Genomic DNA, 25,307 nt, shown 5'->3' on the forward strand with positions numbered 1-25,307 from the left:
AGTTAAATTTATTCTTGGAAGCTATATGTTCCTGCTCCACCGAAATTGTCATTCCATCCGATAGTTTGCAATAACCAAGGATTTGAAGTTAAAGCTGTCGTATTAAGACCACTTATGTAATAATTTGGATTGAATTTTATTTTAACGGCTGCACCACTTACATTATCCATTGGAGTTACTAAAGCAGTACGTACAAAATTAGCATTGTAATAAGTAGCCAAAGTATTCAATTGTGTTTGGAAAGTTGCTGCATCTGGATCAACAACAATGCTTGCACGAGAAGCTGCTAAAGGGTCTGTTGCTGTTGCATTTGTTTTATATTGCAAATAGTTTCCAGTTCTTTGCGTTCCGTTAATTGGCGTTAAACCTAACTTGCTTACTGTCCCACCTGTCATACCTGGAAGCACTTCATTATCATATAACATCCATCTTTGAACATCCCAAAAACGTTTTCCTTCGTAAGCTAATTCTACTCTTCTTTCATACAAAACAGCTTCAATAGCTTGATATTTATCAGTCAATGTACCAATTCCATAGTTGTTTGCTGCAGGAATACCAACACGCGCTCTAATTTTTCCTAGATAAGTGGCCGTACTTCCAGTTTGTCCTAATGCTGCATAACATTCTGCAATATTCAATAATAATTCTGCAAAACGATATTCCATAATATCAGTTGGCGAATAAGCGTAATTTACTGCATTACTTGCTGTTTGATTAGTCATTTTTCTAACAACTGCTGGACTTGTAGTAGTGGTATTAAGATCATTGAAATAAGCTTTATTAGCGTTATCTACCCAACGGTAAGACCAGAAAACTGCATTAGCACTTTCTTTATACCCCCACTTAACTCCAGAGAATGCAAATGTTCTATAAAATCTTGGATCACGATTAATGAAGAAAGTAAAATCATTGTATCCATTAGCCGTAGTTGGTCTTCTTCCATCTCCCATTGGAAACAGATCAATCATTTCTTTAGGAGCAGAAACTCCTCCAGTTCCACCTTGGCTTGGTAATCGAGTTGCTTTTTCCCAGTTATTATTTACGTTAAAATTAATATCAGTATTAGAATTTGATAAAAGCTGAACTGTAATTGCTTCTTTACATTTAATATTGTCAATTAAAAACATATTTTCCCAGTCTTTTGCCGAACTTCCATACAATCCATAACCATTTTGAGTCAATTCTGCTTCCGCAGCCAATCCAGCATCTAAAGCTGCTTGCCAACGTTCATTAGAACCATCCCAGCTTTTGTTAAACAAAGGACTTGCATATGTTAATAAAACTCTTGATTTTTGAGCCAATGCTGCTCCTTTTGTAAAGCGTCCATAGTTTGCAGCATCCCAATCTCCTGGCAATAAGCTTGCCGCCATATCTAAATCGCTAACAATTTGCGCTACAACTTCTGAAACTTTAGCTCTCGGTAACTTAATACTTTCATCATCTACAGATGGATTTTGAACTTTTGTTACAATCGGAACACCTCCATAAGTACGCATTAAATCAAAATACTGAATAGCGCGCATATAATACATTTGTCCTTTTGCACGATCACGAAATGTTTTATCCAAACTTGCTCCTTTTACATCGATGTCTTCAAGAAGATTATTACATTCTCTAATTCTTGTATAGGCATTATTAATAAGACCTGTACCAATCTTTGCTCCAAAATAATCTTTTGCAACATCAGGAGTAAGAAGTAATTTACTTGGGTTAGTATAATCCTGAACTCCACCTTGTTCTTCAGTTAGCTTAGTATTTACATCTGTATATACCCCAATTACACTAGATGTTGGCGACTTATAAGCTGCAAAAAAATCGTAGTATTGATTGTCTACATACGCCTGCACACGTGCTTGATTTTGGTAGAATGAATCATCATACTGACCAATAGGCTTCACTTCGTCCAAGAAATTGTCACTACAGGAAACCCCTAGAACAAGTACAAGTGCTAAAGTGATATATATATTAAATTTTGTTTTCATAATTAAAATCGAATTTAGATTAGAATGAGATGTTGAAATTAAACGACCAAGATCTAAGCGTAGGATATCCTACTGAAGAGTTATCGTACATATTTCTATAATGATCCGGATAAGGGTTATAGAAATCCCAAAGATTATTACCTGTAATACCTATTGATATATTATTTACTTTAGTATTAGCAAAAACTTGTTTAGGTATTTCATACGCTACAGTCAAGTTTCTAACAAAACAACGGAAAGTACTAATCTGCCAAAAATCAGAAGGGCTTAATACACCCGTTTGTGCTAAATTAGGGTATTTACCATTTACATTATCTGCCGCGTACATATCATTCCAAAAAGTTTCGCGAGACCACATATTACTTGCACTAGAAGTTGGCTGACTCATCAAGTCTATAAAGTTTGCTCCTCCCCAAGAAGTTGCTATTTGAGTTTTTACAGATAAGTTGCTATACTTGAAGCCTAAATTAGTATTAATAGTATATGTTCTACTGCTATTTGCTAACTTAACATAATCATTTCCTGCAAGAATCTGACCGTTTGGTCCACTTAAGGATCCATCAGTATTAAGCGTACCAGCAACATCTTGATAAGCTAATGATCCTTTTTGAATTTTAGTTGGATCAACAATAGTTAAATAACTTGGTGTAGTTCCCGCAGCCGCTGCATTTGCACTTAAGTAGCTCCAGTAATTAGCAATGTCTTCATCTGTACGTAAAATACCGTCTCCTGTAGAAGTTCCTTTCCAAGTTTGGAATCCCCAAACTGGATTAAATCCTTCCGAATATCCTTCTCTTCTCGTATTGTTAGATGGAAGCAAATTTCCTTGATCTGGAAATCTTTTAATTTTATTATCTCCATAACTAAAGTTCATGCCTACACTGTAGCCCACTTTACCAATTTTATCATTCCAGTTCACGTTAAGTTCAGTTCCCCAAGCATTAACTTGTGCATAATTTTGTTCTGCAAATGCCCCACCAACAGAAATTGGCACACCTGTAGCGCTACCCATATCAGTCAACATGTCTTTGGTAATATCATAATAGAAATCTGCATTAACCTCTAATCTGTTTTTTAAGAATCCAAGATCAAAACCAAGATTATGTTTCAATGTAGAATCCCATTTTGCATCTCTATTTGGGTTTACTTTAGGAGTTAAACCCGATCCTAATACACCTCCGCCGCCGTTAGAGACAGCAGGTCCAAACTGCCAACCTTTATTAACTGTTAAATCATAATATTGGTACCATTTGAAAGGCTGAAGATTATCTTTTCCAGTTTTACCAATCGAATATCTTAATTTAAAGAAATTAACTCCTGGTAAAGCTTTCTCAAACCACTCTTCCTTAGAAGCTACCCAACCCAATTGAAGCGATGGGAAAGTACCCCAATAATTTTCAGGCGCAAACTTCGTAGAAGCATCACTACGGATAAGGAATTGCACCAAGTATTTTGATTTAAAATTATAGTTTACCGATCCAAAATAAGAAAGAGTTGCATTATTTCCTTTTAAAGCAGTAGAGTTACCAGTATCAACTGTTCCTGCAGTACGCCAATCTCCAAGATAATCTTTAGGAGTATTTGTGTATGCTAAACGAGTAGTTTGCCAGTCTGATTCAGATCTTTCAATACCAAACATTCCACTAACATTATGATCTCCAAAAGTTCTGTTGTAATTTGCAAAGAAGTTTGCCTGAGTACTTTTAGAAAAACTACTGTTATAATAAACTCTTGAATTTCTAACGTTTGTTTCTATAGCATAATCAATCATACCTCCTACTTCTGGATTCTTTGTTATCGCACTTGGATAAGCCGCACTTGCTAAATGATTATCCTGTAATTGATAATTTGTAATTCTTGCTAAATCATAAGGTAATTGAATCTGCTCTGAATAACTTGAATTTTTAGTTCTTGCAAAAGTTGCTTTGAAAGATAAACCTTTAATTGCAGCAACTTTGTAATTTAAGGAAGCATTCACATTGAAAGAAGCGTCATCTGTTGTTTGATGCGATCCATTGTTTAGGTTGGCAAAATAGTTCCATCCAGCGATGTTATTATTTGCATTTGCGCTTCCAAAGTTTTTATTCGTATTAGGAAATGGAGACATATAATATTCTTTTCCATCCACTATTGTTTGCCATGGAATAAATTTTGGCATATGCACTAAATATCCATAATCAGCTTGTTCACCACCTGCAGCACTACCATAACTTCCATCGCTGATGTTTGCAGATGCTTTAGTAAATGATTTATCTATAAATCCAGTATTACCAGAAATAGACGCAGAGAAGTCTAAATTTTTAGCAATTTTTGCATTAATACCAGTTCGGTAATTCCATTTGTCATATTTTTGGTAACCAAGATTTGCATCTTGTGTCAAATAAGTCGCACCAGCAAAGTATGTAATATCTTCACTACCCCCATTTACATTAAATGAATGTTTTTGCTGAATAGCCGGTTTCCAAGCCTCTTTAAGCCAGTCATAATCTAAACCTTTCATTTCTTCCAATTCTGCTGCAGAAAATAAACTCGCTGGAAGAATAGTAGGATTTTGTGCTGTTAAGAATCGATTGCTAAAAACTCCAAACTCATAAGCACTCATAGTTTTAGTGTGGCTAACCGCATCATTAACTACAAATTGGCTATTGTAGCTAAATTTAGCTTTCCCAGCCTTGCCTCGCTTCGTTTTTACAATAATAGCACCTTGAGATGCACGAGAACCATAAATAGCTGCAGACGCATCTTTTAAAACGGTAATACTTTCAATTTCAGATGGATCCAATCTATTAAAAGTATCTAAAGTAGCTTTACCAGTCGCTGGATCAACTTGAACCATATCATCTATAACTACTAATGGTATAGTTGAGTTTCCATCTTTTGAAAAACCAAAAGTTTGGCGGATTTGGATAGTACCAGCATCTCCAGGTCGGCCTGAACTTGGTGTAACTGAAAGTCCTGGAACTAATCCTCTTAATGCATCCGATAAATTCGTTACAGGTAAGTCCATAAGTTCATCTGGTTTGATCGTAGCAATCGCTCCAGTAAGTTCCTTTTTCTTTTGAGTACCGTAACCAACGACAACAATATTTTCTAATTGATTAAAATCGTCTTCCATTTTTGCATTAACAATAGAACGATTGTTTAAAGGTATTTCTATTTTTTTCATTCCAATGAAAGAAAAAACTAATGTTCCTCCACTTTTAACTTTAATCTCATATTTTCCATTGTAATCTGTTGTCACTGAATTTTTAGTAGATTTCTCAGTTACGTTAACTCCAGGCAATAGTCCACCTAAATTGTCTGTAACTGTTCCCGTTACTGTAACTTGATTACTTTGAGCATAACTCAATACACTCATCAGTGTAAACAAAAGAAAACTACATCTTTTTATAAGTGCTTGTTTCATAAATGTTTTTTGGTTAGGTTATTAATGTTAGTTAGTCATGTTTTAAACATGTCTTAATTATAATAAAACTTTACTTAAAGAAATCTTAATAAAGATTATTAAATGTTTAAAACACATTTATTTTAATATTCCAAAAATATGACGATGATACATTAGAACCGTCCTGCTCTATCCTGTTTTAATCGCAGAATGTAAAAAAAAATGTGACTAAAAAAACAATATTAATAAAAAACGAATGGAAAAAATAGATGAACCCAAATATTTAAGACAAATGTTTGCTTAAAAGAAAAATTACAATCTCATTTTGACTAAAAAACAATAAGATTTATATCAAAAATAAACATCTGGTAGAAATTCTATAATTTTATCTGATATTTAAGCGCTTACAAAATGTCAATTTTTACGAAAACGATAGAGATAATTGTTGCATTTACATTTATTTCACGATAAAAAACTTACAAATTACATTACAGGACAGTGGCAGAATTACTAAAAAAACATTCAATAAATTTTACTAAAAAAAATAAAATTTTAAAAGTAAATTCTGACCAACAAAATGTAAACTACTTTTTCCCGACTATTCGTTAATAAAATCCAATAAAAAAAGCCCGCTAAATCCTATGATCAGCGGGCTCGTGATAAGCTGTTAAACTTATAATTTCTTCATCGCATTAAAAACCAATCGAGCTATTTCAATTCCGCCTTTGGTTTGAAAATGTGTATTGTCTTTTTGACCTTCTGGAAAAGCAGGAAACTTCCCTGCTTCAAAATTCATAAAATAATTCGCTGTTACGTACTCCTGTCCTTTTGAAGAAAAGAAATCTATAGAAAGTTCATTCAAATCAATATATTTTGTATTCAATTCTTTTGCCACATCAATAGCTGCTTGCGGGTAATCGCCATGAACATTACTAAGCTTTCCATCTTTCCACGGATAGTTTCTCGCAACCGGTGTTACTACAATTGAAATTGCTCCTTTTTCTTTGGTCTGATTAATGAATAAACGCAGAAATTCTTTATAACCTTCAATATTTACATAACGTTCCGTTTTTTCAACCGAAGCATCATTATGTCCAAACTGCATCATCACAACATCTCCTTTTTGTAGTGATTTATAAACCGAAGCCCAACGTCCTTCCTGAAAAAAAGTTCTCGTACTTCTTCCGCCTTTTGCACGATCATCGACTTTTACTTCTTTCGCAGAACCCAAAATATTAGAAACCAATTTTAAACTGTCTTTTTGAAAGAAAGGCTGAAAAACTTGTCCCCAACCCACTTGCGGAAACTTTCTGGTTTGATAATTTTCTTCGAGTGAATAATCGGCAACTGTAGAATCACCAATTAAATAAATGGTGGTTACTTTTGACTTAAAACCAAAAGAGCCCAATACTAAAATCGAGCACATTACTATTATAAAAATTTTAAAGTTTTTCATAAGTTTATTTATCAGGATTCCATCCGTTTAAAACTAAATCTTTATCATATTTTTTAATATCCTCTTTCTTTAATTGATGAGACCAAGAAACACGTTGAGACAAATCTTTTGCACTCAAACCTTTACTTTCAAATTCTGCATAATAAGCCGTTTTATCTTTATCCGGAAAACGAGTATCTATCCAAGCATTCCAACCTTCTGGAATGATATGCGAACCTAAATCTGTATTGATAAAAACGGTTTGGGCGTAAGGTCTCCAAGGTCTTCCCAGAAATACTTGATCTACCGATTTGTCTTTTGCGGTAAGCTTACAATCAACAAAAACAAAACCGTAAGCTTGTCCTTGCGGAGTTGAAGCTGCTGTGATATAAGAATTCACTAAACTTTCAATAGTACATTTATAAAAATAAGCTGCTGCGGCTCCGAAAATAAAATCGGTTGTACCATTGATAAAGCAGTTTTCGAAATAAGTTCTTGTATTTCCTTCTGATAAGTAAAGTGTATCCTGATTTCCTAAAAGATTACAATTTTTCACAATAACTCTATCACTCTTTATGTGAAGCGCCACTGCCTGCCCTACTCTTCCTGCTGTGTTTTCGACAGTAAGATTTTCAAACGTACAATCATTTCCTTTAATTAAAAAAGAATACGAAGTTCCTGTTCCAAATTCTTTTTTACCCGACGGATCTGGCTCACGAAGCGGTTTCCCAGAATAATCATCAAATGAAATAATCGTTTTATTTCGGTCCAAGCCTTTTAAAGTAATAAAGGGTTTTGAAGCTGGAATTTCTAACTTTTCAACATACTTTCCAGGCTTTATAGTAATTACAACACGTTTCTCTGAATTATCTTTTACATTATTGATTGCTTCTCGAATGGTTTTAAAATCTCCAGAACCGTCTTGAGCAACGGTTACAGCGAGTTTATTATCGAGCGTTTGGGCTGATAGTGAAAGTGTTATTAAAAATAAAGCCAGAATATATTTCATAGTTTTTAATATTTAAAATTTTTACACAATGTATATCTGTAGAGACGCACCGCAGTGCGTCTAACGCAACGTAACCACAATGTTTGATATACATGGCGTAGACACACTGCAGTGCGCCTCTACAAAAAAATAGGAATCTATATATAATTTTAATGCGACATCCAAACCGTCATTTCACCTTTTCCTTTATTTCCCCACGCAAAATACGGAATCAATTTTACCGATACCGCAGTCGCATCTTTAGAAGAAAGCGGTTTGTACAACGTTTTATTCCAATAATTATTAGAATTTATAACTGCTTCTGCATCTATGCTTACTAAATTTCTATTATTCAACATAAAATTGCCTGTTGCGAAATTCGATTTCAAATTCAAAGCCACGTCATTAACACTAATTTTAGCTGGCAATTGATCAGATTCCAAACAATACACCAAAGGTCCTCTTTTTACAGCTACTTGATTTTTAACTTCTTCAACTAACGGATTAGCTTCCATTAATTCAACTGGCATTGGGATATTCAATTCAATAACATCTCCTTTTTTCCATTTCTGATTCAATTTCAAATAAGTCCCCGAAACGATTTTATCTGTAATTTTCGAATTATTAACCGAAACTTCGGCATTCTGACTCCAACCCGGAATTCTCAAAAAGAAGTTCTGTAAATCCTTTGGTGCTTTTACAATTTTCAGCGTTATTTTTCCGTCCCACGGATAATTGGTTTGCTGTTCAATTTCGATTTCTTCTCCGTTTAAAGTTTTTGTTTTCAATTGATTACTTCCGTATAAATTGACATACAAACCTTCTTTCGAAATATTGTAAGCGTAATTTCCAACTTCGGCAATTGTTCTGGTTACATTTGGCGCGCAACAGTTAGATAAAGCAATATAGCCTTCGCGTTCATTACCCCATCTTTGATGAAATGGCAAATCATTTGAAACATTCAGCGGATTATTATAAAGGAATTTTTCTCCCTCTAAATCCATTCCCGAAAGCACACTATTGTATAATGCTAATTCAACAATATCAGCATATTTAGCATCTCCCGTAATTTGAAGCATTCTCCAATTCCATAATACATTTCCAATATTAGCACAGGTTTCGGTATGAGCCGTTGCATTTGGCAATTGAAAAGGTCTTCCGTAAGCTTGATGAATCTTTTGAACCACAGTTGGGTCGTATGAAGTTCCGTCTGGAGAAACTCCATCGTATAAAGAACCACAGCCACCTGTAATGTACATTTTACGATACGTTACATCATCCCAAATGGATTCTAAATTGTCTAACAATTTTTTTTCACCTGTTTCTGCATACAAATCGGCAACTCCAGCGTAAAGATAATTTGCTCTTACGGCGTGACCCATTGCGGTAGTCTGCTGTCTAAACGGAACTCTATCTTGATTATCATCGGTTCCGTCATTTGTTGTTCCGCGAATATCAATTAGATTATTCGCCAGTTCCAGATATTTTGGGTCTTTTACCGTTCTGTACATTTCAACAATTCCCATATAATGAGACGGACAAATCGCATTTCGAGCCAATTCTGGTGAAGCTTTTTTGTAGAAATCATACAAGAAATCGGCAACACCTTTAGCAATATTCAAGAAATTCGTTTTTCCTGTGGCACGATAATGAATACAAGCTGCAGTCATTAAATGTCCCATATTGTATTTCTCAAAACCCAATTGTTTTTTTACTTCCTCTGGGCCTAAAGTTCCCCAGCGTTCGTCGATTAAAACTGGCGTATGAATATAACCGTCTTTGCGCTGTACTTTCGCGAAAAGCGCAATCGCTTTATCCATTTCGGCATCGAGTTTTTTATCTTTTGTAACGGCATACGTTGCTGCCATTCCTTCAAAAATCTTATAGAAATCACCATCATGAAACGAAGGGCCTTTAAAAGTTCCTTTGCTTAAACCAGCTGCAATTTCGAAGTTTTTGTAAGCATGCGAAATCTCATCGTTATGATACAAATCCCACATATATGGCAAAGTGTTTTTGGTTTCTACATCAAACTGTTCTTTCCAAAAACCGTTTGTCCATTTTACATCTTGCAAGCCTACACTCTGTAATTTCGAATACGGACTTTCTGAATTCGCAACCAAGCCTTTGTTCTGCGCAAAGATCACGGTTGAAAGAAATAAAGAGGATATGATGATGTTCTTTTTCATTTTGAATATATTTTTTGTTTGCCACGAATTACACGAATTGCACTAATTTTTTCTTTTTCTTGCCACAGATTAAAAGGATTAAATTGATTTTATACTAAATAATCTGTGCTAATCCTTTTAATCTGTGGCAAAAAACTAATTCGTGGAAATTAGTGTAATTCGTGGCAAAACCATTTTTTTATTTTACAAAGAAATTAATGGTTCTGCTCATTGAATCTCCGTCTGCATCTTTTACTGTTAGCACGAAAGAAGCAAATCCTTTTTCAACAGCTGTAAACTGAATTTCTTTTCCTTTTAAAACCACTTTTCCATTCTTAAGATCAGAGAAAGTATAAACTGGTTTGCTTTCATAACCTTTAAAATAATCTGAAGCACTTAAAGTCTTTTTCTCTCCTGAATTCATAAAATAATGAGGCTGCGCCAACCAGTCCAAATAATTATCCAACTGCGTAAATCCGTCTTTGTCTGTATCTTGATTGGCATCTGAAAAATCTCCAGCTTTTGAATTTTCGTTTAAACCAAAAGCTTTTTCCCACCAATTTGGCAATCCATCGTGATCTGTATCCCAATCGGTCGGACGAGTTTCCGATACAAAGTTTGGCCATCCGCCTGCATCTTGTTCGTTATCGATCATACCGCCTAAACCGCTCTTACTGCCTTTATAAGTGAAAGTTCCTTTTAAAGTCTCATCTACAATTCTATTATCGTGTTTATCGAAAAAAGGCTGATTAGCACCAACATCTGAAAGCACATTTTTATAAGCCGCTTTCGCTGATTGCGTTTCTACATACGAAGGAAAAAATGGTTTGTCAACGAAAGTTTCATAATCTACTTTCTCATTATGGCTTATAGTAGATTTTCTTCCTTTATCCTGAGATTTCTCATCAAAGTAGCCTGGCATAATGTTTCCGTTAAAATAGTAACGTTGCATTCCTTTTCCAACACCTTCATGTTGTGCATTTAACGCCACAAATATGGTAGTTGAAGCACCTGGTTTATAAAAATTGTTTACAAAATTTACTTCGTTTGCTCCTCCGTCAGTTGTTCTTCCACCCCAGTTGTAAACCACATTGTTGGTAATATCCAATCTTCCTGTGTAATAGCCGTCACCGTTTAAACCACCGCCAATACTCCAGTTACGACCTTGATTATGTGCCAATAAGTTATGATGAAAACTACCAATATCTCCACCAATTGTTGCTGCAAAACCGTGCATTTTTCCAGCAGGATATTTATCATGTCCCGCAATGTTTAACGCTTCAGAAATTAAAGTTCGTTGTAAAGTGATATGATGCGCACCACGTGAGCTAAACGATTCATCTATTGTCCAGCTAATCGAACAGTGATCAATAATACTATAATCAGCGCCTGTTAATCCCATTCCGTCAAAAGTAGTTCCGCCTCCAATTCTCACTTTCAAAAATCGAATTACACCATCATTTCCTGTCAACCCAATTGGCGCTCTACTGATCGTGATTCCTTCTCCTGGCGCCGTTTGTCCGGCAATAGTAATATAAGGCTGATTTGCTACTAATCTCGAAGCCAGTTTTATATTTCCCGAAACATTAAAAACGATAGTTCTTGGTCCAATTTCCTGATTGATGGCATCGCGTAAACTTCCCGGACCATCGTCATTTAAATTGGTTACTTCAATCACTTTTCCGCCACGACCACCAACTGCATAACGTCCGTAACCTTCTGCACCTGGAAATGCCAATTGAGCAGGTTTAAACGACCATACATTTCCTAATGTAACTTCGCCATTATTATCCACTTCATCGACTCTCCAGTAATAGGTTGTTCCTGAATATAAATCAGAAACTGAATACGATTTCTCAGTCAATTTTCCTTTAAATTCTTTTGAAGCTTCTGTTGCGTTTTCAACTGCATTTTTATCTTCACCAAAATATATCTTATGAGATGCCACGTTTTTTACAGCGTCCCATTTTAAGGTTAAAGTTTTCCCCACTTCAACATGCTCGTCTCTGTTTTTTGGTTCAGGAGTTCTGGCCTGATTCATTAAATTTGGCGTATCAATTTCAAAACCATTAATCACAATTTGTTTTACAATATCTGAGTTTGAAGTTGGATCAATTTCAAAACGAACAATTACATCCTTGCCTTTCTCAGCATTAAAAGTAATATACGCCATCGAAGCATCAATTTTAGCATTGGCTCTCTGACTTGCATTTACTGTTTCTTGAAGTTTTCCGTTTACGAAGATTTTGATAGGAGAAAAAGTTTTTCCTGTAATGACATCAAAAGCGTTATGAAAAGTCAAAAGCGTATGTTTTCCTGCTTTCAATCCGCTAATTTTCAATTCTAAATTTTCAGTCGTAACCAAACCGTCACTTCCTAATTTGCTATAAAATGGAGCATTCATTCCGACTTTATACCATTTTGAAGTAAAGTTTCCTTTTAACTTAAAAGACACATTATTAAATGATTTTTCCGCTTCTTTTCCTTCATTAATTACCCACGAATCATAACTTGGGTCATGAACTTCTTCTAGTCTTCTTTGAAAAAAATCAAAGTCAACTTTTACAATTTGTTTATCAGTATTTTGAACTGATTGTGCTTGCCCATTTGTGGTCAAAAGCATGGACAAAACTACAGCACTTATTAATTTCTTTATCATTTTGATTGGTAATAGTTAGTTTAATTTTGTTTTCTCTGCTTCAGATTTTCCAAGCAGATTTATAATGTCTTTTTTTCGTTCTTCTGGAATTACTTTTAAAACCTTCAATTCTCCATTCATGAGTTCGGCTTCAATTGTAGTATTTTGTTTGGCATGTAATTTAAAATGAACGTTCCATTCTTTTGTCCATGCTGGGAAAAGATAGATTTTCCCATCTGCTTCCTGCAAAAGCATTTCCTGCATACCAATCATTCCTGATCCACCCCAATTATGATCTGGAACCCAGTCAAATCCTGGTCCCCAAAAAGCTGGAAAACGTCTTTCTGAATTTGCCATTTTAAGTGTATTGTATTTCATTGCTTCTTCGGTTAATCCCAAACGAGCCGAGAAAATATTATCTTGTTTCCAGCCAACATGACTTCTAAACTTTAAAGCGTCTGCATCATATTTCCACGTATTCAAAGCGGTTTCTAAATCCGATTTGCCAATGCCGTAAATTCCCCACGGATAAACAGGATATAATTGCGGCACTTCAGAATTATTGACTCTTTCCCAAGATTTAGCAGGAACCAAAACTTTATGATTGTCGATCTGCCCAAAATTTAAAGGCGGAATTCGATTTTGAAATCCTTTTACATATTCCAGATCTTCTTTAGATAATTGTTCCGAAGAAAGGTTTAAAAGCTGTGATGTAATAACTTGTAAAGCCGAAATCGTACTATTGGAATTATACGCCATTTTATAAGTTTCTGCTCCTGAACCCGGAAAAAGAATTAATTTCCCGTTTCCGTCCAAAGCTTTTCTACCTCTCTGCTTTGCTAAAAATTGATAATGTTCATCGAAAAAACGAAGACAGCTTATAATAAATTGATTGTATTTTTGAATGTCTTCTCCTGCATATTCTCGTTGCTGAAGCATCATTTGGCAGAATTCTAAAACGGTATCCCATTCGTACTCCAGCCAAGCATTATACTCCATTCCCGGATCATAATCTGCAGGACGTTTCCATTCGTATTCAGCAGGATTAGGAAGCCCAAAGTTTTCCAATTGTTCTGTGAATGATGCTCCGTTATGATTCCAATATACTTTACTACGCAGTTCAGCATTTTTTTGAAGACTAACGTAATAATCCAATTGTGATTTCATCATATCAAAATCACCGCTTTTTACCATTGGAAAATAAACCAATCGCTGGTTTTGAGCCGTCATCGTTCCTCCTCCCCAATTTCTAAAATCGGGTGTGAAATTCAGGTCTTTATTGGTGTATACAGGATCAACCGTAAAAAGTCCGCCGTTGAATTTTGTTGGGTATTTTCCATACGCATTGCATCCGAGCATATATCTGAACAATTGATAATTCTGCCCAATTTGATACACCGAATCTTTGGCAGTTGACTGATTTTTTTGAGTGAAAATAAAACTGCGATTCCAGAAGTTATTCCACCATTTTTGAGTGTTCTTTTCTGCTTGTTTGAAATTGTTTTTATTGGCTGAAATCAAACTTTTTAATCCATTATCCCAAATAGAAAAATCTGACTGATTGGTGTTTAAATAAATTTCTAATGAATGCTTTTTGAATGGTTTTATGCTTGTTAAATTAAAACCTTTAAAATCGGTATCCTGATATTTTCCAAGATATGTTCCGTCTGGTTTTAAATTATCGCCTTTCATAAATCCACCAAAAGTCAGACTCGCAATCGGGTTCAGCATTTGGTCTTTTACCGATTCCATTTTTTGCTGTTTTACGGCAACATCAAAAACCGTATTTTCTCGATTTCTGTGGTAAAATTTAACTCCGTTATTTTCAAAAGAAATAGAATCTTTATACGTAATAAGTTCTCCCTGAGGCGCCCACTTATAAGAATTAGCGTTGTTTTCTTTTCCTTTTGGATAACGATTTTGATAACGCCAGCTTTCGTAAGAAGCAGTCATTTTCAACGGATTTTTACTTTCTAAATCAACATGAATAATTGGTTTAAAAACGTCCACCCAAAGTTTGATTTTTGTGTTGTTTTGCCCAACTAAAACATAACCATCTTTGAGTTTTAATTCCTGATGAAAACCATCTTTTCCTTCAAACGGATTCGGACTTAAAGTCACTTTTACTCTTCCTAGTTTCAATAAAGTATTATGTTCATCAAAAGTTCCGCTTCGCGAAAAATAAAAATACAAATCACCTTTCTCTACCCAGACATTCATACCAATATCTCCGCCTCCCAAAGGCATCGATTCTGATGAATTATTGCTTTGCGTTGTCCAGATTTGATTATAATTATGGAGCGCAGGTATTTGCGCTTTAAGGCAAAGCGTGGTAAGGAAAAGTATTATCAGTAATTTATTTCTCATCGTTTTCTTTCCTGCAAGGTTTCCAAAACCTTGTAGGTATAATTTTTTAATTTTCTCTCGCAGATTTAGCTGATTGAGCAGATTTATTATTATCTCCAAAATCTGCCAAATCTGCGAGAGCTATAATTAAACGTGTCTAAATCTTTGTCGAGTTACTTACGGAGATCCCTCGTTCCTCGGGATGACAAACTAGACCTTAAACTCATCGTTAATCATTAACCATTCACAATTCATAATTCACAATTCATAATTCATAACTCAAAAACTACCATTCGTCTGTTCTAAACGAAGAAACCGGTAAACCTCCAGCGCTAAACAATTCCGCTTTTGCGAAATCTTTCCATAAATAACGAACTGCAACTGGATTTTTCACTTTATCCGAAGTCAGAACCACTGATTTTCTTCTTACTACCGTTTTCGCTGGATAAAAAACTTTGTCTGCTCCTGCTATTTCAAAACCTAAAACCTCTTTGTCATAAGACGTAATTCCGTTATTAACATCATCAAAAGAAACCGTTACAGCGCCATCTTTTATTTCCATCGATTTGTATTTCGGACTTTCGAATTCAAAACCTTCAATTCCGTAAGTTCTTGCCAAAGCCTGAAAAGCCAAACGGTTTCCTCCTTTTTCTTTGTCCATTGGATGAATATTGTTTTCTTCCCCAACATCCATTAAAACTGCCATTGCTGAATTCGGAATTTCCTTTGAAGCCTTAAACTGCGCTTCTCTTAAATAAGCTGAATTGTATTTTTCCAAATAATCTTTTGGATGAAAAGAAGCATAATTGAACGGTGCAATTTGAGCGAAATAAAAAGGAAAATCTCCTTGGTTCCACAATGTTCTCCAACTGCTGACCATTTTCTTCATCAAAGCAGTATATTCAGAAGCTCTTTCGTAATTCGATTCTCCCTGATACCAGATACAGCCTTTAATTCCATAACCAATTACAGGCGAAAGCATTCCATTAAATAAAGTCGTCGGAACACGATTTGGATCTTTTGCCAATTCTTCTTTTGTAGTTGGGATTTTAGCACTTGCGAAATCCTTCAGCATCTCTTTGTTCATCCATGCTTCCATGCTAGAACCGCCGTAAGAAACATGAATCAAACCAACCGGAACATTTAAAACCTCCTGCAAAAGCGAACCAAAATACCAAGCTGTTGCACTAAAATTAGAAGTCGATTTTGGAGAAGCTTCTTCCCATTTTCCTTCAAAATCTTGTAAAGGTTCCAAAACTGTTGCTCTTGGAATCGTAATTAAACGAATATTTTTATTGGTTGATCTTACGATAATTTCATTTCCGTTTTTAACAGGCTGTCCCTGAAATCCTTTCAAAGGCATTTCCATATTGGACTGCCCTGAACAAAGCCAGACTTCTCCCAACAAAACATTTTTGATGGTTACTTTTTCGTTTCCTTCTGATACTTCAATCGTGTATGGGCCGCCAAAAGTGGAAGTCTGTAATTCTGTTTTCCATTTTCCTGAAGCATCTGCCTTTACTTTGTAGGTTTTAGCATCCCACGAAGTTTTGATTACGACATTGGCGTTCTTTTCTGCCCAGCCCCAAATTGGTGCGTTTGATTTTTGTTGCAACATCATATTGTCAGTGAACAATGCTGGCAGTTTGATTTTGGCATTGATTTGAAAGCTCGCTAAAATCGTTAATAATGCAATAATTGATTTTTTCATTTTTTATTTATTTTTTGCCACAGATTAAAAGGATTAGAAGGATTTTTTTAATTGCCTCCAGCTTTAGCTGGAGGAACATAAAATGTCTCTTATCAATCGGCTTTAGCCAAATCGATAGTTTGGCTAAAGCCCTTATCTTTATATCCTCTTCAAACCTCCAGCTAAAGCTGGAGGCAATTGATTTATTTCCTTCTTTTTTCCAAAAGAAATCTTTTTAATCCTTTTAATCTGTGGCTAACATTTATTTCTCTAGTAAAATTGTAACCGGTCCAAATAATCCAGCTTTCAACAAAGGTTCTCCTTCTAAGCGGAATGGCGCTGTTGTCCACGTTAACCTTTCTTCTTTTGGCAATTTTTGATCACCAATTAATCTGTTTCTCCAGGTATTTGTAATTTTAACTTCTATCGTATTTTTTCCTTTTTGCAAAGCTTTTGAAATATCAATTTTGAAAGGAAAAGTCCAAAGCGTTCCACAATCTTTTCCATTAATCTTGATTTCAGCAATATTGGCAATTTCGCCTAAATCCAGCCAGATTTTATCTGTGCTTTTTCCTTTCCAGACAAACTCTTTTTTATAAACTACGGTTCCTGAATAATACTTAATTTGATCATTTTCAGAAGTGCTCCAATCAAAAAGCTTGTTCGTTTTAACTACTTCATTTGGGCCTTTAAATTCAGGATCAAATTGCAATTCCCAGTTTTCATCTAAAGTTTGTACTTTTTCAAATTCAGAAGATTTTCCTTGTACTAAAACCTCTTTTGTTACTTCTTTAAAAATCACAAAACCAGATTCATTCACATCTAAACTTATCGAAACAATCGATCTTCCGTTTTCTATTTTCCAATTGGATAAAGCTGAAGTTTGATCTGTCACAGGATTGTACCATTGCGGAACTTTTCCTGAAATTCTAAACGAAGCGTCAAACGTTCTTTTTTCTGCTTTTTGATTGGAAATGAAATAAATATCTTCAGTATCCGATTTACGGTGCGCCCAAGCCAATGTTTCCGAATCCGCTCTATTTAAATTTGGAAAATAAACGTCTTGTGTAATTCCGATGGAAGCAAAATCATTTCCTAAATACGGTAATTTGACAACCGTTCCTTTCACAATTTTCCATGTTGATGAATTGGCATTATTCCAAATTTCGTCAATTACATTCTGCCATTTCTTTTGATCAGCTTCTGAATTAATTCCTGGCTGAAGATTCGGTTTTTCATCTACAAAAATCGTTGCTCCTTCTTTTAGCAATTGCAGGATTTTTTCGGCGGAAGCCAAAGAAAGCATCTTATTTGGTGCCATTTTATGACTTCCTGGGAAGAATAAAGCCCCATATTCAATTCCGCCATCAAACGAAATTTTTCCGTTTACCACTTTCGCTCTATTAATTAAAACATCAGCATTAAAAGAATCATATTGATAACCATTTAGTGGATTAATCCATTGTGATAAATCGGTGATATTTTTAGAATAAGTCACTTCTTTTGGCATTTTTGCTGTTGGTTGACCTTCGTTTTCTAAACGGATTTTCTCACTTTCTAATCTTGCTGCACCAAAAACATTCGGAATAAACGGCACCAAACGATCTGGCACGAAAGAACGGGAAGGAAAATCTTCGCCAATAAAAACTGCCAGATCAATTACTGGCTTTCCTTTTTGCAATTGAAACTGTACTCTTTGACAATAATCAAACCACGCTTTTCCGGGTTTCCACCACGTTTGATCTCTCTGGAAAAAAGTTCCGATATCATCTAAAGTCATTCCCGGTTTTCTGTCCGTCCACGGATTATGCACAAAAACGTGATAAAATAAACGGTTGATTCCTAAAGCATAATTGCGGTCTGCCGTTGTTTTTAAGTTTCCTGGATGTTCGTCCCAATCCATTCGCAGAGCCGTAAAAGATTCTGCCTGAATAATATCTTTTCCGTAAATATGTCCGCCAGAAATGGCATCGACCATATCAAAAGGTTTATCGTGCGTTGGGCTTTTTAGCCAAAATTCCCCACCTGGATAATCTACATATTTATAATGCAACAAAGCATCACTCATCATTGTTGGCGCAACGTTTTCTGAACTTAATTTAACGTTATTTTCTTTGGCGATTTGCGCTACAGTTCCGTAGAAATTATCGGCTACTAAATCGGCTATTGTTTTACGAACATCGTATAAAACTTTCTCTGAGAAATCGGCATTTTCTATTGGAATTCCAGCCATAACTGGCAGATAATCTACAAGATCGTAGCCACGTCTCTTTTTAAATTCAGCCTGAAAAACCGAAGACCAGTTTTGGCTTCCACATTCCCAGCTGTCAAAATGAAGGATTTCAAGAACTTTTGAAGCCAATTCTGGTCCAGCAGAACGAACGGCTTCTCCAAACCAATGATCTAACTGAAAACGAATTAATTCAGGATTAAATTTGTCGACTTCCAATCCTTTTCCTGCTCCGCCAGTTGCATTTTCATGTCCAGTCGAAGTATGTCCCATTCGGATAATTTTCCATTTTCCTTTTGGCGCTTTCCAGTTTAGGTTTCCATCAGCATCAACAAAATTGGAGATATTGATAATTTCTGATTTTTTGAATGCATCAGAATTTGGAATTTCTTTTTCTGTAGTCTGCGGAGTCAAACGCCAAATTGCTCCTGACTTTCCTTCATAATTATTTATTAATGATTGATTTGAGAGTATAATTTTACTCACTTTCAGATTCTGTTTCCACTTTGCAAAATCCAAATCTTCTGCTCCAGGTTCTGTTCCTTTTGGATCGTAAACAAATCTGAAATATTTTGCCGTAACAGGCGTAATCGTATGTGTATTGGGAAAATCCATATCCTGCCAGCCGTGACGTGGCGCAATCATTCTCTCGTGGAATCTAAAATTAACTCCGTCATCGCTCACTTCGACAATTAAACGTTGTGCCTGAAAATCTCTTCCTTTGGTTTCAATGACAATAGATTTACAGGTAAAAGGCTGTGCAAATTCGTACTGAATCCAGCCTGCATCAGCAAACTTAAAGTTTTCATCTTTTCTAGGATCAGCCAAAAACGATGCATCAGTATTGTTTGATGTGGTTACTTTTGGCAGTTGCATCTGCGAAGTAATTTGGTATTCTTTTATCGGTATAGCAAAAGTAGCAATGTCTTTATAATAGTCTTTATAATGTGCTGGCATTGGCAATTTTGAAGTAACTTTTTTCCCTCCTAAAATTTCAGTAGTTGACCAAACTATTTTCTGCATCGACATTTCTGGCGTAATCCACGGCCCACCTGCAACGGCAAATCCGTCAGCTCCGTGAAAGGCCAGTTTCAAACCTAAACGATCTGCTTCTTTAAATGCCCAATGAATCATATCCCAAAATTCAGGCGTCAACTGTAAAACCGGCGGATCTATTAAAGGCGGATTTGCTGGCCCTTTAATAGTCATTAAATATGCACCCGCAATTCCGGCTTGTTTCATAGCTTCCAAATCGGCTGTAATTCCGGGTTTAGAATACGCCGATTTCATCCAATACCAATATACCCAAGGTCTTGAGGATTCTAATGTTGGCTGAAAAGATTCTTTTTTATGGATTTCCTGTGCAGAGACGAGGCTTGCTAAAAGGAGGATAAAAAAGAGGTGTTTTTTTTGAAACATTATTCTTTGTTTTTTTTTTGATAATCTGTTTTATCTGTCAAATCTGCGGGAAAAATTTACTCTCGCAGATTTGGCTGATTTGGCAGATTTTTTACTTTTTTTTCGTCTTTTTTGTCATTTCGACGTAAGGAGAAATCTTCGTGAGTAGCTCCTCATGGTGGATCACCTTTGTAGAGTTTCTTGCGAAGATTTCTCGTCCCTCGAAATGACAAACTGTACCTTAAACTTTTAGTTCTTAATTTTAAAATTATCAATTATCAATTATCAACTAATACTTAAACTTCTTCAAATTACTTTCCAATTCATTTTTTGAACCACTAAATGGCGTCAAATAAAAACTATACTCGTAATTTCCAGATTTAATCTGATATTGCTCTAATGGCTGTGCTACAATCGTCCAGCTGTCGTTTCCTCCCACTCCCATTTGGATTAAATCTATGTTCAGCGTTAAAAATCCTGGATCTTTCAAATCGTATGTATGACCAGATGAGCTTAAGTTTTCCTGTGTATAAGGCCATGCACTCATGCTTAAAACTTTGGTATCGTTTACGACTAAAAATCCGTTGTTTTTCTGTGGAGTGCTTAATGCCATCCATCTTACATCGCATCTGTTTCCGTTTTCCTGTGGCTTTGGGTAATGTTCGATAAAATCATTTATTGGAAGTGAATATTTCCCAACAAACGAACCAAAACTTCTGTCGCTGTAATTTTCTAATTCTCCTTTACCGTACCATGAAATCTGATCGAATTTTCTCTGAACTCCCATTTGCATTCCGATTTTTGGAATGTTCGGCAGTTTGTTTGAAGCTTTTAAACTGTAATCGACTTTTATTAATCCGTTTGGTAAAATGCTGTAGATTACTTTTACACTTGCGCTGTCTTTTATGACTTCGTAATCGCTTGTAATTTTGATTTCTGAAGCTGATTTATTAATTGAAATGTTAACCAATTTTGGTTTTGCTTTATACCATTGTTTCAGCAGTTTTTGCGATTTCCATCCGCGTTTGTCATTATCTGTAAGTGGTCTTACAAAGTTTGGCATTAGCGGTGCAAAAACTTGTTCTTCTCCGTTAAAAATATACGAACTCAAAGCGCCATTTGTTTTTCCAATTGTAATATCAAAAGTTTTTCCTTTGATTTTAAAATCTAAATCTGATTCAGAAACGTTCAGCGTTTCTTTTTTCGATTCTGGAGAAACAACTTCTTTCTTTTTCAATATAAACTGATCTTCCGCGACAGCGTAACCTTTTGAATCCCAAAGTTCATCTTTTGAAAGCTGGAATTCTATATTTAAAATATATTCCGCATCAGCTTTCATTTTTGGAAGATACGGACTAACATCTAATGTTGTAGATTGTCCTGCTTCTACTTTTAATGGTTTTAAAATCTGAGTTTTGATTACGTTTCCGTTTTCCAACACTTTTAAAACCGGAATATAACCTTCTAAAGATTTAACCGCCTGACGATTTTTAATTTCTAATTGTCTTCCGTTTAAAGTGGAAATCGCTGGCTGATACACCCATTTGTTTTCAAAAATAGAACCTTTTGGTTTTCCGTTAGAATCTACAATTCCTTTTGTATTGAAGTTTCCGTCATGATATTTCTCTCCAAAATCTCCTCCATGAGCAAAATAATTCTGACCTGATCTGGAATCGAATTTCACGATTCCCTGATCTTTAAATTCCCAAATACAACCTCCGATAACTCTAGGAAGCGAACGGAATTCATCCCATAATTCTTTTAAATTTCCAACCGAATTTCCCATCGCATGCGAATATTCCACAAAAATAATCGGACGAGTATCTTTCTTTTGATCAACTAAAAATTTCGGTGTGAAAACGCCCGGATAAAAACGGCTCACCATATCGACATACGAATCATCTTGCGGGTTTTCGAATCGGTACGCGTGATCAATTGTTTTTGGATATCCTGGATCAAGCGGATCAATGTAACCATCTAATTTTGCATTTCCCTGCGCTGGTTCATAATGTACGGGACGCGTGATATCAAAATCGTGAACCCAACCCGACATTGCAGCATGATTTGGCCCTTTTCCTCCTTCGTTTCCTAAACTCCACATTACGACAGATGGATGGTTTTTATCCCTTTCCACCATTCGAATCATTCTTTCCATATAAGCATTTGTCCAAAGCGGATCATTGCTTAATTTTCCGCCAATTCCATGTGTTTCCTGATTCGCTTCGTCCATAACCATGATTCCGTATTGATCGCATAATTCATAAAAATAAGGATCATTTGGATAATGGCTTGTTCGTATAAAGTTGAAATTAAACTTTTTAATCGTGGTAATATCTTGTTTGATATCTTCTCTTGTAACCGCTTTTCCTCTTGTCGGATGATGATCGTGACGGTTTACGCCATATACATAGGTTTCTTTTCCATTGATGAGCATTTTTCCGTTTTCTTTCGAAAATTCAATCGAACGGAAACCCACTTTACAGCTTTTGGCTTCGGTAATATTTCCATTTTTATCTTTTATCGAAATGACCATCGTATACAAATTCGGCTCTTCTGAACTCCATTTTTTAGGATTTTTGATGGTTTCTTGGAAAAATCCAAAACGTACATTATCCAGACGAGGATAACTTTCATTGATTAAATCAATTACAGGTCTTTGAAGCGGTTCTTTGAAAATTGCCGTATTATTGGCATCGTACAACTGAACATTCATAGTGTAATCTTTGATTTTTGGTCCTGTCAAATTCTCCACTTTCGGACGCAGTTTAAAAATAGCATCTGTATATTGTTTATCTAATTTGGTTTGAACAAAGAAATCCTGAATACGTAGTTTAGGCTCTGCCATAATGAAAACTTCACGCTGGATTCCGCTCATACGCCAGTGATCCTGATCTTCTAAATAAGAACCATCTGTCCAACGAATTACACGAACTGAAACTACATTTTCTCCTGCTTTTAAATAAGGTGTAATATCAAATTCTGATGGCAGAAAACTGTCTTCGCCATAACCTAAAAATTCTCCGTTAAGCCAAACTTCAAAACCTGAACTTACAGCTCCAAAATGTAAAGTCACGGTCATATCTTTCCAATTTTCTGGAACAGCAAAACTTCTCTGGTAAGAACCAACTCCGTTATAATCTTTAGGAATATAAGGCGGATTTATGGGTCTAAACGGATAAACGGCACTTTTGTAAATTGGATTATCATAACCTTTCATTTCCCAATTGGAAGGCACTTCGATTTTATCCCATCCTGAAACAGTATTTTTATAGAAATCTTTTGAAGCTTCTTTTAAATTTACAGCATATTTAAAATTCCAATCGCCGTTTAGCATTTGGATTCGGCTCTTGGTTCTGTCGCCTTTTAGTGCGTCTTCGACACTTGCATACGAATAAGCAGTTGCTCTTGATGGCTGTCTATTGATACTCGTAATTGTTGGATCTTCCCACGGAGCAAATTCGTATTTTTTATGCAATTCTGGAACTCCCGCAGGTTCTCCTGTTACGGATTGGGCGTGAGTTGTGTAAGATGTTAGAAGTAAAGTGTAAAATGCATACGTCACAAATCGAAGATTGAAAAATGATTTTCTGTATTTTGATTTTGACGTAAACATTGGTTTTATATTATTGTTCATTGTGTTTCATAATTGTGTAGTCCCTACGGGACAAAATTTATTTTTCGGCAATTATTTTCCTACCGATATGTAACTCCTATCGGAGTTTTTTCGAGTATCAATATTTTACTTTTAAAAAAGTATCTCGTAGAGATTACATATTGGTAACCACTAATACTTAGCTTTGCAAATGTCCCGTAGGGACTACATCTAAATTTTATTACTTTGCTTTCTTTTCGGGCGGTGCCACAAAATTCAATTTACTTTTTCCTAAATCTTTAGATGTTGCGATTGCGATTCCTCTTTGTTCTGCTTTGTTAACGGCACAATAAAAATGATAGACAACGCCATCATGTTTTACCACAAATGATTTATGCGCAAACATATCATCGTAAGGTTCAGATGATTTGACTAAATCGTCTCCTTTCCAGTCGGTCCAGTTTACTAAATCATTCGAAACCGCAAAACGGTTAAAGGCACCTTGATTCCATCCCGTCCAGAAAGCTCCAAAATAGAACATTACCCAAGTATCATTAATTCGCTGAATATAAGCATCTCCCGAAATTCCTTTATGATGATTGATTAAAGGTTTATCTCCATAACGTTTCCATGTTTTCATATCGTTTGATACTGCCATAGCAATACGTTCAGCGCCTTTAGCAGGATTGATACTATCGCCACGAGCATTATAATACATGATGAAATTGTGTCCTGTAACTTTGTCTTTATCACGAATCACACTGTTTTTATACATCGTACTATTATCCCACCATTTGGCGTCTTTATCTTTTGGAGTCAAAACCGGATTTTCTAATCTCTGAAATTCGTGTGGTTTTGTCGGTGTTTCTTTGGTATACGCCATTCCTATTGATAAAACGCCCGCTTCGTAACCTTTGCTGTCTCCGCCAAAATAACTCATCCAGTATTTGTCATCGTACTTTTCCCATTCGTAGCTTCCGCCCCAAGTTAGATCTTGCAACGAAATATATCCTGCTTTTTGGTTGACATCCCAATGTTTTTCATTTTCTGAAAATGACATTACTTTTCCTAGATGTTTCCAATCTAAAAGATTGTCACTTTCTGCCAACCAGGTTTCGTAACCTCTTCCGTCGTAAATTAAATACGTCATATACCATTTGCCATCTTTTCTAAATACACTCGGGCAATCGATTTTGTATGAGTTGTCTGTCGGAACCATTACCAAACCGTATTTATAAGGCGTTTTGATTTCTTCGTAAATCTCCTGCATTACGCTATCGGTAATTTCTCTTTTCTTGTATTTGGTAGCACAGCTGGTTATGATAAGTGCTGAAATGGTTAGGATTAGATATTTAATTTTCATTTTTATACTTTTTTTGCCACGAAGGCGCTAAGGCTCAAGTTTTTTTGTTTTGGAACGGCTTAATCTCGCAAAGTCGCAGAGTCGCAAAGTTT

General features: G+C 35.5%; 11 protein-coding genes. All 11 read right to left on the bottom strand.

The genetic code is table 11. The features are described from left to right. Positions 1 to 8: 8 nt before the first annotated feature. On the bottom strand, positions 9 to 1,982 hold the full coding sequence (locus PQ463_RS08820; protein ID WP_274257344.1) for a RagB/SusD family nutrient uptake outer membrane protein: 1,974 nt from the start codon (positions 1,980 to 1,982) through the stop codon (positions 9 to 11). 19 nt (positions 1,983 to 2,001) lie between these two features. Then, positions 2,002 to 5,388, bottom strand: coding sequence for a SusC/RagA family TonB-linked outer membrane protein (locus tag PQ463_RS08825; RefSeq protein WP_274257345.1), 3,387 nt, complete (start codon positions 5,386 to 5,388; stop codon positions 2,002 to 2,004). 652 nt (positions 5,389 to 6,040) lie between these two features. Next, complete coding sequence (locus PQ463_RS08830) at positions 6,041 to 6,823, bottom strand: rhamnogalacturonan acetylesterase (protein ID WP_274257347.1); 783 nt, start codon at positions 6,821 to 6,823, stop codon at positions 6,041 to 6,043. A 4-nt stretch (positions 6,824 to 6,827) separates the two neighbouring features. After that, positions 6,828 to 7,811 carry a pectinesterase family protein gene (locus PQ463_RS08835; protein ID WP_274257348.1) on the bottom strand — a complete coding sequence of 328 codons (984 nt, stop codon included), beginning with the start codon at positions 7,809 to 7,811 and terminating at the stop codon, positions 6,828 to 6,830. 149 nt (positions 7,812 to 7,960) lie between these two features. Then, complete coding sequence (locus PQ463_RS08840) at positions 7,961 to 9,979, bottom strand: aceric acid hydrolase (RefSeq protein WP_274257349.1); 2,019 nt, start codon at positions 9,977 to 9,979, stop codon at positions 7,961 to 7,963. Positions 9,980 to 10,157: 178 nt separating this feature from the next. Next, complete coding sequence (locus tag PQ463_RS08845) at positions 10,158 to 12,617, bottom strand: pectate lyase family protein (protein WP_274257351.1); 2,460 nt, start codon at positions 12,615 to 12,617, stop codon at positions 10,158 to 10,160. 15 nt (positions 12,618 to 12,632) lie between these two features. After that, positions 12,633 to 15,062, bottom strand: a complete 2,430-nt coding sequence (locus PQ463_RS08850) for a DUF5703 domain-containing protein (RefSeq protein ID WP_274257353.1) — start codon at positions 15,060 to 15,062, stop codon at positions 12,633 to 12,635. A 166-nt stretch (positions 15,063 to 15,228) separates the two neighbouring features. Then, positions 15,229 to 16,653, bottom strand: a complete 1,425-nt coding sequence (locus PQ463_RS08855; protein WP_274257355.1) for a sialate O-acetylesterase — start codon at positions 16,651 to 16,653, stop codon at positions 15,229 to 15,231. 241 nt (positions 16,654 to 16,894) lie between these two features. Then, on the bottom strand, positions 16,895 to 20,281 hold the full coding sequence (locus PQ463_RS08860; protein ID WP_274257357.1) for a glycosyl hydrolase: 3,387 nt from the start codon (positions 20,279 to 20,281) through the stop codon (positions 16,895 to 16,897). A gap of 268 nt (positions 20,282 to 20,549) precedes the next feature. After that, a complete protein-coding gene (locus PQ463_RS08865) occupies positions 20,550 to 23,894 on the bottom strand; it encodes a glycoside hydrolase family 2 TIM barrel-domain containing protein (RefSeq protein WP_274257359.1) in 3,345 nt (1,114 codons plus the stop codon). A 199-nt stretch (positions 23,895 to 24,093) separates the two neighbouring features. After that, on the bottom strand, positions 24,094 to 25,215 hold the full coding sequence (locus PQ463_RS08870; RefSeq protein ID WP_274257361.1) for a glycoside hydrolase family protein: 1,122 nt from the start codon (positions 25,213 to 25,215) through the stop codon (positions 24,094 to 24,096). Between the last annotated feature and the right edge of the window lie 92 nt (positions 25,216 to 25,307).

It is taken from the genome of Flavobacterium sp. KACC 22763 (assembly GCF_028736155.1).
GTDB lineage: Bacteria > Bacteroidota > Bacteroidia > Flavobacteriales > Flavobacteriaceae > Flavobacterium.